The organism is Roseateles saccharophilus, from assembly GCF_004342485.1.
Classification (GTDB): domain Bacteria; phylum Pseudomonadota; class Gammaproteobacteria; order Burkholderiales; family Burkholderiaceae_C; genus Pelomonas; species Pelomonas saccharophila.
In genome coordinates, this window is sequence record NZ_SMBU01000011.1 from 39,026 (window position 1) to 51,750 (window position 12,725).

Here is a 12,725-nt window from a genome sequence, read left to right on the forward strand (position 1 = left end):
CAAGGGGCACTGCCAGTGGCCTGGCAAAGCCAGTTCCACGGCAGTTGCTTGGGAACTCCCTACGTGATGGCATGAGCGACACAAAACATCCCCAGCAGCTCGGCAAGTACCGCATCACCGCGGTGCTGGGCGAGGGCGCGATGGGCGTCGTCTACAAGGGCTTCGACCCGGACATCCAGCGCACCGTCGCGCTGAAGACCATCCGTGCCCAGCTCGACACCGACGACGACCGCCCCGGTGCGCCGGCCTCGCGCTTTCGCAACGAGGCCCAGGCCGCCGGCCGGCTGATGCACCCGGGCATCGTCGCCGTCTACGACTTCGGCCGCGACCAGCAGATCGCCTACATCGCGATGGAATACGTCGAGGGCCGTTCGCTGGCGAGCTACCTCAGCTCCAAGGTCAGGTTCACCGACACCGACATCGCCGGCATCATGAGCCAGTTGCTCGACGCGCTGGGCCATGCCCACGACAAGGGCGTCTGGCATCGCGACGTCAAGCCGGCCAACATCATCATGACGGCCAATGGCCGGCTGAAGGTGGCCGACTTCGGCATCGCCCGCATCGAGAGCACCCACCTCACGCAGACCCACTACATGGTCGGCACGCCCAGCCATATGGCGCCCGAGCAGTTCCTCGGCAAGCCCATGGACCGGCGCGTTGACATCTACGGCGCCGGCGTCGTGCTCTACCAGCTGCTGACCGGCCGCGCGCCCTTCGCAGGCACGACCGAGGCGCTGATGTACAAGGTCGTCAACGAGCTGCCGCCGCCGCCGTCCACCATCGAGGGCGCCGACCGCCCCGGCTGGTTCGACGCCGTCATCGCCCGCGCGCTGGCCAAGCTGCCCGGCGACCGCTTCGACACCACCGAGGCCTTCAAGCAGGCCCTGCTTGACGGCGCCGGCTCGGGGCTGGACGACACCGCCTGGGAGAAGACGCTGATGCTGGCGCCGCCGCGCCCTGCGGGCCCGTCGCTGGCGCCACCCACCTTCGCGCCGCCGTCCGCGGGCAGCCCGTCGGCCGGCACGCCGCCGCCCACGCACTGGGACAAGGCCCAGCTCACCCAGGCCGAGCTGACGCTGGCCAGGCATGTCGGCCCGCTGGCCAGCGTGCTGGTGCGCCGCGCCGCGCGTGAATGCGCCGACATCAACGCGCTCTACGCCCGTCTGGCCGAACAGGTCAGCGACCCGCGCGCCCGCGACGCCTTCCTCGGCCAGGCCAGCCTCGTCACCGGCGGCAGCGTGCGCACGGCCGGCGGCACCAGCGGCACGCCGTCCGCGGCCGGCTCCAGGGCCTTAGCCGGCAGCCCCGGCGCCACCACGCTGGGCGGGCCGCTGAACGAGGCCGTCATCGACAAGGCCCAGGCCCTGCTGGCCCAGCATGTCGGCCCCATCGCCAAGGTGCTGGTCAAGCGCGCGGCGGCCGGCATCGACAGCCGGGCGGTGTTCTTCAACCGGCTGGCGGAGGCGGTGAACGACGCCAAGGCGCGGGAGAAGTTGCTGGCCGATCTTGCGCGGCTGCGCTGAGCCGACCGCGACTACCGCCCCACCTTCTGCAGCTTCGGCATGTTGATCTGTTCGACGCGAGCCTCCAGCGCGTCCAGCCGGCGCTGCAAATCCGCGACCTTTGCCTTCAGCGTCTGCGTCTCTGCATCGTCCACCCTGCGGGGTGCAATGCCTTCGGCAATCGCGCCGAACGCGACGAGGGTCAATACGGCCAGAGTCAGCGCGGTCACAGGCTTCATTTGTAGCTCCGTTGAGATGGCCGGCCAGCTTATGCGCGATACATCAGCACCTTCAAGCCTTTTTCTTCGGACACATCCTTGAACGCCGCCGGGTTCTCCACCCGCCCGATGAACGCCAGCTCCGGCGCCTGCTCGGCCACCACGCCGCGCAGGAAGTCCAGCCCCAGCTCCGGCGCGTTCAGGCACAGCAGCGCATGGCCGCCCGGCGCTAGCAGCGCCGGCAGCCGCCGCGCCAGCCGCGCGTAGTCCTTGGTCGCGACGAAGCTGCCCTTCTGGAAGCTCGGCGGATCGCAGATGACGAGGTCGTAGGGCCCGCCGCGGGTCAGCTTGCCCCAGGAGTTGAAGATGTCGTGGGCCAGGAACTTGGCGCCGGCCTTCACGCCGTTGAGTTCGTGATTGGTGCGCCCCGTGGCCAGCGCACCTGACGCCATGTCCACATTGACCACTTCCGCCGCGCCGGCCTGCAGCGCGACGACCGAGAAGGCGCAGGTGTAGGCGAACAGGTTCAGCACCTTGGCGCCGGGCTGCACATGCTTGCGCACCCAGCGCCGGCCCTCGGCCATGTCGAGGAAGAGGCCGTGGTTCTGGCCGCGCAGCAGGTGCACGAGGTAGCGCGTGCCGGCTTCGGCGACGACATGGGGCTCGGGCACGGCGCCGGTCATCAGGCGTGTTTCGGCGGCAGCGCCGCGGCATTGGTAGACCCAGTTCAGCGCCTCGCCCGCGGGCGCGATCGCCGGCCAGCGCGCGGCCAGCGCGGCACCGACCGCCGCCAGGGCCTCGTCGCCCAGCGGCTGGAAGCTGGTGAGCAGGATCACCGGCGGGTAGGCATCCAGCGCGAGATGCTCGCAGCCGGGGAAGAGGCCGCCGCGGCCATGGAAGAGGCGGCTGGCCTCGGTGGGAAAGGCCATTGCGGCAATGGCGTCGAGCAGGGCTTGCATGGTGGGGGCATTGTCCGGGGCCAGAATGATCCTGGATGCGGCAGTCGGGCGCGCCCGAAGGGCTGGCGAGGCGGGTCGCCGGCAAGGCGCGACGACGCCGTGGGCTCTTGCCCACAAGGAGAAGCAACGCCGCCGACGGCTCGAAGCGACAGACCGGCGGGAGCGTCCGGCTGCCGGATCTAGGATCCGAACCATGGACTTTCAAGCCATCCTCGACGAGATCAACGACGAACTGCGCCCGCGGCTGAATGCCGTGGAGGGCAAGGTCGCGAGCTATATCCCGGCGCTGGCGCGCGTGTCGCCGGCGCAGTTCGGCATCGCGCTGCGCACCTGTGCGGGCGAGACGGCCCGGGCCGGCGACAGCGCCCTGCCCTTCTCCATCCAGAGCATCTCCAAGGTGTTCTCGCTGACGCTGGCGATGCGCGCGCTGGGCGAGGCGCTGTGGCAGCGCATCGGCCGCGAGCCCTCGGGCAGCCCGTTCAACTCGCTGGTGCAGCTGGAGTCGGAGCGCGGCATCCCGCGCAACCCCTTCATCAATGCCGGCGCCATCGCGGTGGCGGACCGCCTCGTGTCGCAGGGCGACGCCAAGGCCGAACTGCTGGCCCTGCTGGGCCGGCTCTGCGGCGAGCCCATCCACATCGACGCCGAGGTCGCGCAGTCCGAGGCCGACACGGGCTTCCGCAACACCGCGCTGGCCAATTTCATGAAGGGCTTCGGCACGCTGGACAACGACGTGGCCACGGTGCTGGACGTCTACTTCAACCAGTGCGCCATCGCGATGACCTGCGAGCAGATGGCCTGCGCCGCCGGCTATCTGTGCCGCGACGGCCGCCATCCGCTGGCCGGCACACCGGTGCTGAACGCGGCGCAGGCGCGGCGCGTCAACGCGCTGATGCTGACCTGCGGCACCTACGACGCGGCCGGCGAGTTCGCCTTCCGCATCGGCCTGCCCTGCAAGAGCGGCGTGGGCGGCGGCATCGTCGCCATCGTGCCGGACCGCCTCAGCCTGTGCGTCTGGTCGCCCGCGCTGGACCGCACCGGCAACTCCTGGCTGGGGCGGCAGGCACTGGAGCTGTTCGTCGCGAAGACGGGGCTGTCGGTCTTTTAGCTGCCCGCCACCGCGTCGACGACGAGGCCTGGCGTCAGGATCTGCGGCAGCACCCGGGCCTCGGCGGCGCCCGGTGCGTAGTAGAGGTAGAGCGGCACGCCGGAGCGGCCATGGGCCTTCAGCACGGCGGTGATGCCCGGGTCCTCGCGGGTCCAGTCGCCCTTCAGGTAGACGACGCCGGCCTTGGCGAAGGCGTCCTTCACCTCGGGGCGCGACAGGGCCACCCGCTCGTTGACGAGGCAGGAGATGCACCAGGCGGCCGTCAGGTTCACGAACACCGGCTTGTTCTGCGCGCGCAGCTCGGCCAGGCGCTCGGCGCTGAAGGCCTCGGTGCTGGACTCGCCCGCCGCATGCACATCGGCCGCCACCGGCTTGACCCAGGCCGCCGCGCCCAGCGCGAGCACGACGCTGAGGACGGCCGCACCGGTGCCGATGTGGCTGGCGCCGCTGCGGTGGCGCCACCACAGGCCGAAAGCGATCAGCACCAGACCGCCCAGGGCCAGCGCGACGCCGTCCGGCCCGGCCTGCTGGGCCAGCACCCACAGCAGCCAGACGACGGCCGCGTACATCGGGAAGGCCAGGGCCTGCTTGAAGGTGTCCATCCACGCGCCCGGGCGCGGCAGCCAGCGCTGCGCGGCCGGCCAGAAGGCCAGCACCAGGAAGGGCAGGGCCAGGCCCATGCCCAGCGCGAGGAAGACGGCCAGCATCACCGCCGCCGGCTGGGCCAGCGCGAAGGCCAGGGCCGCACCCATGAAGGGCGCCGTGCAGGGGGTGGCCACGACGGCCGCGAGCACGCCGGTGAAGAAGCTGCCGGCCAGACCGTTGCGCGCGGCCAACCCCGAGCCCATACCGGTGAAGCTGCCGCCGATCTCGAACAGGCCCGACAGGCTCAGGCCGACGAGGAAGAGCAGATAGGCCACGACGAGCACGAAGACCGGCGAGTGGAACTGGAAGCCCCAGCCGACCTGCTGGCCGCCGGCGCGCAGCGCGATCAGCGCGCCGGCCAGCGCGACGAAGCTGAGCAGCACGCCGGCCATGTAGGCCAGGCCCTCGGCCTTGTGGTTGCCCTTGTTCACGAGGGCCAGCGCCTTGATGGACAGCACCGGGAAGACGCAGGGCATCAGGTTCAGGATCAGGCCGCCGACCAGGGCCAGCGCCAGCGCGGGCAGCAGGCCAAGCTCGCTCTCCGGTGCGGGCGTGGCCGCGTCGATCGCGGCCGGTGCGTTCAGGTCGGCGGAGCCGGGGCCCTTGCCGGCGCCCTCGGGCATGGGCGCGGCGACGGCCCAGGCCTGCTCGCCGGCCGCCGTCGTCAGCACGATGACGCCGCCGAGCGGCTTGCCGGCGGCGAGAGGCTCATCGCCCGCCGGCAGCTCCAGCGCCCAGCCGCCGCCCTCGGCCTTGAGGGCCTGAGGCGCGCTGTGGGCGACGGCGCCCCAGGTTTCGGCGAAGAAATAGGCCTTGGTCACGCCGGCGGTCGAGCCGGCGAGGCTCACGCCCTGGGGCGCGGCCTTGAGCGTCACGGCGAAGGGCGCGGGCTTGGGAATGGCGCCGCGCCATTCCTCGATCTGCGCGGCATCGGGGCCGGCCTTGGGCTCCGCCGCCACCGGCAGGTCCAGGCCCAGGCTGACCTGCTCGGGGATGCAGACGTCCTTGCAGACCAGCCACTTCACCTCGGCCGCGGGCTTGAAGCGGCTGCCGGCCTTGGCATCGGCCGGCACGGTCAGCTCGACGAGCAGGGCAGCACGGCCCTCGTAGCCATAGTTGACGATGGGACCGATGGCCTGGATGGCGGGCGTCGGCCACTGCAGCGGGCCGGCCTCGGCGCCGCTCCAGTCCAGGCTGGTCGCCTGGCCGGAGTCGCCCGGGTTCTTCCAGTAGGTGTGCCAGTGCGGCTTGATGACCTGCTCCAGCGCGACCGTGAAGCGCTGGCCCGGCGCGACGGTGGCCTGGCTGGACACGAGGCGGGCCTGGACATGCTCGGTCGCGGCCTCGGGAGGCGCGGCCAGGGCGATCAGCGGGGCGGCCAGCAGGGCCGGAAAAAGGGGGCGCAGGAACGAGAGCATCCGGAAATCCTAGGCCAAAGCCATTTCACCGCGTTTAGTCACCCCGTCTGGCCAGGCCGGCGCGGACGAATTCGTCGAAGGCCGCCCACAGCGGCTCGAAGCGCTGCGACCCGCCTTCCAGCAGCGCCAGCGCATGCAGGCCGGCTTCCAGCGTGGCCAGCTGGCCGGGCCGGTGGGCGCGGCGGAGGGCATAGCGGCCCGGCAGCTCGGGCAGGCTCAGGCGCGGCAGCCCGGCCAGCCAGGGGTTGGCGGCCAGCAGGCGGCGGCTCTGGCGCCAGCTGCCATCGAGCAGGATCAGGCGGTCGATGTCCGCGGGCCGGGCAGCGGCGCCATCGCCAGGGTAGAGCAGCACCGCGCCGGGCACGGCCAGCCCGGAGTCGAAGACCTCGCCGCGCAGCAGGCGCGCCGCCGGGCTGAGGCCCAGGGTCAGGAAGGCCGCGGTGTTCTTGGCATGGCCGGCCTCGGCGGGGTGCTGCAGCAGGAGCAGCCCGGTGCGCACCGCCACGGGCGGCGGCAGCATCGCGCACAGGCAGGTGGCGGCCGGCCGCTCGCAGCGCGGGCAGACCGCGCGGGGCATCAGTTCAGCGGCGGCGGGGCCGGGTCCGGCACCGGGATCGACTCGGTGCTGTCTCCGCCGGCGTGCACCCGGGGTGCGCCTTCGCCATGCCGGTGCCGCGAACGCGTGCTGGGCAGGCCCAGCTGGCGCTTCCTGGCCAGGCGCCCGGCCAGCCAGATGCCGGCGATGACGCCGAAGATGTTCAGTGCGCCGAACAGCGGTGCGGCGTCCGACGACAGCAGCATGGTCTGCAGCGGCGCGGAGTAGGAGCGCGGTTTCAGCGCGAAGCTGAAGGCACCGAAGATCAGCCAGCCGGCCCAGGCCACGCCCACGCCCGACATCATCCAGGCGACATAGGGCCGGTGGCGGCGGCGCGACGGGCGCAGCGTCAGAAAGGCCCAGAGGGTCGCGACGAGGAAAAGCAGAAACACGATGGCCAGCGCCTCGCCGAGCATGACGTGCAGGCTGAAGCGGCCTCCCAGCGCCGTGTAGACCTGGCGCGGCAGGCCGGTGGAGGCGTACTTCATCGCGGCACCCGCACCGAAGCAATAGAGCAGGAGGCCCGAGACGAAGGCGATGGAACGGCGGGCAGCTTTCATGGGGGCGCATTCTCAACGCAGCCGGCCGTCAGGTCAGGCAGAAAATTCCCGAGCTGAAAACGAAACCCGCCGGCGGCTGAGGGAGCGGCGGCGGGTTGGGGGGTGGGGTCGGTCCTCACTCATGCCATTCGGCCTGCATGCCGGACGCCCTTCGGCGCGCGTCGCAGAGTCCGCAGGGACTCTGCTCGGTCGCGCCTCAGCGCTTGCGGTCGAAGCGCAGGGCGCGGGCCAGGCCGCGACGTTCACCGCTGTAGAAGCCGGTGTCGAAGGCCTCGTGCTTGCGGCCCTTGTCGACGGATTCCTCGGCGCCCCAGCCCAGGCCCATGTCGGGGGCGGGGATGCGGCGCTGTTGCGGTTCGGTGCGGGGCTGGATCTTCATCATGGCTGTCTTGCCTGTCTCGCGGCCCGAAAGCGGCGCGATTGGGGGGACAACGCCGCCCCGGAGACGGCGGTTGACAGGCCACACACATTTCTTTGCATGTTGATTTGCCGACAATGCCGGCTTCGCGAATTCCAGGACCCCGCGCCATGAGCGTCCAGCTGAAGAAAACCCTGCCGGCCAAGGCCGTCCCCATCACCGTCGTCGACCGCGCCGCCTTCCAGGCCCTGGCGACCAGCCTGCCCGAGGCGACCCGGCAGTGGCTGGCGACGGTCGGCTTCGTCGGCGCCGCCGACAGCCACGCGCTGCTGCCGGGCGTCGATGGCCAGCTGGCCGGCGTCTTCGCCGGCGTGGCCCATGCCGCCCACCCCTTCGCGCTGAGCCACCTGCCGCTGGCCCTGCCGGAAGGCGTCTACAAGCTCGACGCCGCCGGCCTGGCCCTGCAACCCGAGGCCGCCGCCCTGTCCTGGGAGCTGGGGGGCTACCGCTTCGACCTCTACAAGCCGGCCAGGCGCGCCCCGGCAACCCTGGTGCTCAAGCCCGGCGCCGACGCCGAGCGCGGCCTGGCCCTGGCCGCCGCCATGGCCGCGACGCGCGACCTGGTCAACACGCCGGCCGAGCACATGGGCCCGGCCGAGCTGGCCGGCGCCGCCAAGGCCCTGGCCAAGCAGTACGACGCCAGCTTCAGGGAGATCGTCGGCGACGCGCTGCTGAAGCAGAACTTCCCCAGCATCCACGCGGTCGGCCGCGCGAGCACGCGCTCACCTCGCCTGATCGAGCTGAACTGGGGCAACCCCAAGCACCCGAAGCTGGCTCTGGTCGGCAAGGGCGTGTGCTTCGACAGCGGCGGCCTGAACATCAAGGGCGGCGAGGGCATGCGCCAGATGAAGAAGGACATGGGCGGCGCCGCCAATGCCCTCGGCCTGGCGACGCTGATCATGGCCTTCAAGCTGCCGGTGCGGCTGCAGTTGCTGATCCCGGCGGTGGAGAACTCGATCGCGGGCAATGCCTACCGACCCGGCGACGTCATCAAGACGCGCAAGGGCCTGCACATCGAGATCGGCAACACCGACGCCGAGGGCCGCGTCGTACTGAGCGATGCGCTGGCCTATGCAGCCGAAGGCAGGCCCGACCTCGTCATCGACCTGGCGACGCTGACCGGCGCGGCCCGCGTGGCCCTGGGCGCCCAGCTACCGGCGCTGTTCGCCAAGCACATGGACACGGCGCGCGACCTCGTCGACCTGGGCCTGAAGCTGGACGACCCGCTGTGGCATATGCCGCTGTGGGCGCCCTATCACGCCGGCATCGAGAGCTCGATCGGCGACATCGTCAACACGGGAAAAAGCGCGCTGGCGGGCGCCATCAATGCGGCGCTGTTCCTGGAGGACTTCCTGCCGCCCCAGCAGGACTGGCTGCATGTCGACCTGTTCGCCTGGAACGATGCAGCCCGCCCCGGCCGCCCGGTGGGCGGCGAGGCGCAGACGATCCGCACGCTGCTCGCCTACCTGGAACAGCGCTACGCGGCCTGATTATTCGGGGGCCTGATCCTTGGCCGGCTGCTGATCGGCGGCCGGCTCGGCCTTGGCGCCCAGGGTGACGGCCTGCAGGGCCTGAGCCATCTGCGACGGGGCGGGCTGCTCGACCTGCTGAGGTGCAGGCTTGCGGCCCGGCTGCGGCGGGCGGCCGCCGGCCCCGCGCGCGGGGCGATCGCCGCGCGGCTGGTCGCGCCGGCCGTCCGGGCGCTGCTCGGGGCGGCGCGGGCCACGGCCTTCGGGCCGGCCACCACCGGGGCGGCGGTCATCCCGACGAGCCTCCCGCGGCGGCGCGGGCGGCGCCTCCGCGCGCTCCCGGCGCGCGATCTCCAGCAGACCGGGCAGTTCCTCGGGCTTCAGGCCCTTGAGCACGCAGAAGTTGGCCTCGGTCAGCGTCGTGCGCTCGAAATCCCACAGCAGCTGGCCGCGGTTGCGGCGCTGCTGCGCTTCGAGCTGGTGGCGTTCCTGCTCCAGCTGCTGGCGCTCCTGCTGCAGGCCCTTGCGGCGAGCCAGCTCTTCGCGGGCCGCGGCAAGATGCTCCTCGGTGATCTCGCCGGCCGGGTTGCCGTCGAGGTCGAAGCGCGTCTTGGCCTGGGTCAGCGCGATCAGATAGCCCGTGCTGCCGGTGTGGCGGCGCAGGAAGGCGCTGAGCTGGGCCTTCGTGAACTTGCCCGGCGCGCGCTCCTGGATGTCGGCCTGGATGCGCAGCTTGACGGGCTTGGGCCTGCCGCTGAAAAGGGCCGGGAAGAGCGCCTTCAGCTCGGCCGTCGCGTCACGCGCGGGCGCCTGGTTCTCGGCGGGGGCGGCAGGTGCCGCGGGCACGGGCGCAGGAGTGTCGTCGGCCGTAGCGGCGGTCTCGGGAAGATCGGAATTCATGAACGGGGCCTGAAAGCAGGGTGCGGATTGTCGTTCACGCCACCCCGCCGCCCAACCCCGGGGTCGATACACCTGCCCGGATTCAGCCGCCGAGATTGCCGAAGACCTTCTTCAGGATCGCGCTGCCGGTGCCAACCGGGTCCTGGCGGATCTTCTTCTCCTCCTCGCCGATGATGCGGTAGAGCCCGTCCAGCGCCCGCGCGGTGACGTATTGCTGGATGTTGGCGTCCTCGCCGCTGACGAGGCCGAAGCCCGATGCCTTGCTGGCCACGGCGTTGTACTTGTCGGCCAGCGCGACCCTCTGCGTCGCCTGCGTGACGATGGGCAGGAACTTGGCCGACAGCGGCTCGCGCGTCTTGCCGGCGAAGAACTGCGTGATCGAGTCGTCGCCGCCCTTCAGGATCTTCAGCCCGTCCTCGACGCTCATGTCCTTCACGGCCTTGACCAGCAGGGGCTTGGCGGCCGGCACGGCCGCCTCGGCGGCACGATTCATCGCGGTGACGAGCTCGTCCAGCTTGCCGCCCTGGCCGGTGGCGCGCAGCAGCCTGGCGGCGTCCTTCAGGTGGCCGGGCAGCTCGATCTTCACGAGCGGGTTGCCGAGGAAGCCGTCGGGCCGGCCCAGCAAGGCCACGGCCGAGTTCGCGCCACGCTCCAGCGCCGTGCGGATGCCGGCGTTGGCATCGCCCTCGGTCAGGCTCAGCGCCCAGGCGGGGCGCAGCAGCAGGGCGGGGGCACTGGCGAGGACGAGACGACGTTGCATGGCGGGCTCCTGGGGGGCGGAGCCGCCATCTTCCCACCGCTGGCGGCGCTCGCGCGGCGCTCAGGCGGCGGCGTGCTTCAGGCTGCGCTTTTGCCGGTACATGCGCTGGTCGGCGAGCTCGATGAGGCCGGCCACGTCGGCGCCGTCCTCCGGGAAGCTGGCCGCGCCCATGCTGACGGACAAGGGCAGTTCGTGGCCGTTGAAATCGAAGCTGCCATCCAGCTCGTGGGCCAGGCGCTGCATCGTCGCCTGCAGGCCGCCATCGGCCGCCACCGGCCGCAGCAGCACGCCAAATTCGTCGCCGCCCAGGCGGGCCGGCGTGTCGGACTCGCGCACGCCGGCCGACAGGCGGCGCGCGAACTCCCGCAGCGCCGCATCGCCGGCGCGGTGCCCGTGCCTGTCGTTGATGGGCTTGAGCCCGTTCATGTCCAGCATCAGCACGGCCAGCGGCTGGTGGTCTCGTACGGCCTGGGCCAGCGAGGCATGCAGGCGGTCCAGGAAGAGGGCACGGTTGGGCAGGTCGGTCAGGCTGTCGTGCGTGGCCTTGTGGAAGAGCTCGCCGGGCGCATAGCGGGTCGCGAAATACATGGCCGCCGCGACGAGTTCGGAGACCAGGCCGAGCAGCGCCACATGCTTGTCGTCGAAATGGGCCGGGCGGCGCAACATCGCCTTCAGCACGCCCACCGTCACGCCATGGTGGCGCAGCGGCGCGACGACCATCGACCGCAGCCCGAGGCGCTCGCAGGCGGCGTGGTCGGCGCGCGGGTCGGTCAGCGCGTCGTCGCAGCGCAGCGCCTGGCCCTGGGCGACGCACAGGCCCGACAGGCTGGTGCCACGCTTGAGCCTCAATCCCAGGCTGCCCTCGGCCATACCGGCGGTCGCGCGGTAGACCATCTCGTCGCCCTCGGCCAGTTCGAGCGCGGCACCGTCGGCCTCCATCAGGCCCACGGTGCGCTTGGCGACCAGGTCGAGCAGGCGGCCCAGATCGAGATCGATGCCCAGGCCGGCCACCTCGGTCTGCATCGCGATGACCTCAAGCAGTTTTTCCCTGCTCGGCATCCGCGCCTCCTCGGTGCCGCTGACAAGCGGCGGAGCGCCCTTCGTTGCTGGAGCGCTGCGGCTGCCTCCCCGTGTATTCAGTATGTCGACGGGCCGCCCGCCCGATCTTGCGCTGTGTCAAGACCTCGCAAGCCGGGCTGCCTAGCATGGGCCGCAGGAGACGAGAAAACGATGCTGCCCGCCTACATCAGCCATGCCGACTGCGCCCGCCACGAGATGGGCGACGGCCACCCGGAATGCCCGGCCCGCCTGGCCGCCATTGCCGATGCGCTGCTGGCGCGCGGCCTGCTCGACTACATGCTGCCTTATGACGCGCCGCTGGCCACCGAAGCCCAGCTGGAGCGGGCCCACACGGCCCTGCATGTGCGCCAGGTGCTCGAGGCCGCGCCCGCCGAGGGCTATGCCCAGGTGGACCCGGACACGCGCATGAACCGCCACACCGTGCCCGCCGCTCTGCGTGCCGCCGGCGCGGCCGTGCTGGCCACCGACCTGGTGCTGGGCGGCCAGGTGCCGGCCGCCTTCTGCGCGGTGCGCCCGCCCGGCCACCATGCCGAGCGCAACGCGGCCATGGGCTTCTGCTTCTTCAACAACGTGGCCGTGGGCATACGCCACGCGCTGGACGTGCACGGCCTCACGCGCGTCGCGCTGGTGGACTTCGACGTGCACCACGGCAACGGCAGCGAGGACATCCTGGCCGGCGACGAGCGCGTGCTGATGTGCAGCATCTTCGAGACCGGCCTCTACCCCTTCAACGGCCCGGACGCCCGCTCGCTGAAGGACGCGCCGAATATGGTCAACGTGGGCCTGGCGCCGCGCAGCGGCAGCGAGGCCTTCCGCGCCGCTGTCACCGAGCACTGGCTGCCGGCGCTGGAGCGCTTCAAACCTGAGCTGATCTACATCAGCGCCGGCTTCGACGCCCACCGCGAGGACGACATGGCCAACCTGGGCCTGGTCGACGCCGACTACGCATGGGTCACGCGCCAGCTGATGGATCTGGCCTGGCGCCATTGCCGCGGCCGCGTCATTTCCTGCCTGGAGGGCGGCTACATGCTCAACCCGCTGGCGCGCAGCGCCGCGGCCCATGTGAAGGTGCTGATCGGCGCCGACTGAGGCC

General features: G+C 71.6%; 13 protein-coding genes. 4 read left to right on the forward strand and 9 right to left on the reverse strand.

Translation table 11 applies throughout. From position 1 onward, the window contains the following. Positions 1-71 precede the first annotated feature (71 nt). Positions 72-1,523, forward strand: coding sequence for a serine/threonine-protein kinase (locus EV671_RS11485; RefSeq protein WP_132571455.1), 1,452 nt, complete (start codon positions 72-74; stop codon positions 1,521-1,523). Between the two features lie 11 nt (positions 1,524-1,534). Here the strand turns inward: EV671_RS11485 and EV671_RS11490 are convergent, their stop codons facing one another. Beyond that, entirely contained in the window at positions 1,535-1,741 is a 207-nt protein-coding gene (locus EV671_RS11490) for a hypothetical protein (protein WP_132571456.1), read from the reverse strand. A gap of 29 nt (positions 1,742-1,770) precedes the next feature. After that, the gene (locus tag EV671_RS11495) at positions 1,771-2,679 is read right to left on the reverse strand and encodes a class I SAM-dependent methyltransferase (RefSeq protein ID WP_132571457.1); all 909 of its coding nucleotides are present in this window, start codon (positions 2,677-2,679) and stop codon (positions 1,771-1,773) included. A gap of 193 nt (positions 2,680-2,872) precedes the next feature. Here EV671_RS11495 and EV671_RS11500 point away from each other — a divergent pair, with 193 nt between their 5' ends. After that, entirely contained in the window at positions 2,873-3,787 is a 915-nt protein-coding gene (locus EV671_RS11500) for a glutaminase (RefSeq protein WP_207911137.1), read from the forward strand. Here EV671_RS11500 and EV671_RS11505 read toward each other — a convergent pair. The 4 genes from EV671_RS11505 to EV671_RS11520 all read right to left on the reverse strand — a co-directional run bounded on the left by EV671_RS11505 (position 3,784) and on the right by EV671_RS11520 (position 7,387). Next, positions 3,784-5,850, reverse strand: a complete 2,067-nt coding sequence (locus EV671_RS11505; protein ID WP_132571458.1) for a protein-disulfide reductase DsbD family protein — start codon at positions 5,848-5,850, stop codon at positions 3,784-3,786. The genes EV671_RS11500 and EV671_RS11505 overlap by 4 nt on opposite strands. 34 nt (positions 5,851-5,884) lie before the next feature. Next, positions 5,885-6,427 (reverse strand): tRNA-uridine aminocarboxypropyltransferase, encoded by a 543-nt coding sequence (locus EV671_RS11510; RefSeq protein ID WP_132571459.1) that lies wholly within the window; start codon positions 6,425-6,427, stop codon positions 5,885-5,887. Further along, positions 6,427-7,005, reverse strand: coding sequence for a hypothetical protein (locus EV671_RS11515; protein ID WP_132571460.1), 579 nt, complete (start codon positions 7,003-7,005; stop codon positions 6,427-6,429). The genes EV671_RS11510 and EV671_RS11515 overlap by 1 nt, the downstream gene beginning before the upstream one ends. Positions 7,006-7,201: 196 nt before the next feature. Next, complete coding sequence (locus EV671_RS11520) at positions 7,202-7,387, reverse strand: hypothetical protein (protein WP_132571461.1); 186 nt, start codon at positions 7,385-7,387, stop codon at positions 7,202-7,204. Between the two features lie 146 nt (positions 7,388-7,533). Between EV671_RS11520 and EV671_RS11525 the strand changes: the two genes are divergently transcribed. After that, positions 7,534-8,913, forward strand: coding sequence for a leucyl aminopeptidase family protein (locus tag EV671_RS11525; RefSeq protein ID WP_132571462.1), 1,380 nt, complete (start codon positions 7,534-7,536; stop codon positions 8,911-8,913). Here the strand turns inward: EV671_RS11525 and EV671_RS11530 are convergent, their stop codons facing one another. The 3 genes from EV671_RS11530 to EV671_RS11540 form a co-directional block, all read right to left on the reverse strand. Next, a complete protein-coding gene (locus EV671_RS11530) occupies positions 8,914-9,792 on the reverse strand; it encodes a ProQ/FINO family protein (protein WP_132571463.1) in 879 nt (292 codons plus the stop codon). It abuts the gene before it with no gap. A gap of 82 nt (positions 9,793-9,874) precedes the next feature. After that, entirely contained in the window at positions 9,875-10,552 is a 678-nt protein-coding gene (locus EV671_RS11535; protein WP_132571464.1) for a DUF4197 domain-containing protein, read from the reverse strand. Positions 10,553-10,612: 60 nt separating this feature from the next. Further along, positions 10,613-11,611 (reverse strand): sensor domain-containing diguanylate cyclase, encoded by a 999-nt coding sequence (locus EV671_RS11540; RefSeq protein WP_132571465.1) that lies wholly within the window; start codon positions 11,609-11,611, stop codon positions 10,613-10,615. Between the two features lie 171 nt (positions 11,612-11,782). On the opposite strand from EV671_RS11540, the gene EV671_RS11545 reads away from it, so the two are divergent. Continuing rightward, positions 11,783-12,721: a histone deacetylase family protein gene (locus EV671_RS11545; RefSeq protein ID WP_132571466.1), complete on the forward strand. Its 939-nt coding sequence runs from the start codon at positions 11,783-11,785 to the stop codon at positions 12,719-12,721. The last annotated feature ends 4 nt before the right edge of the window (positions 12,722-12,725 follow it).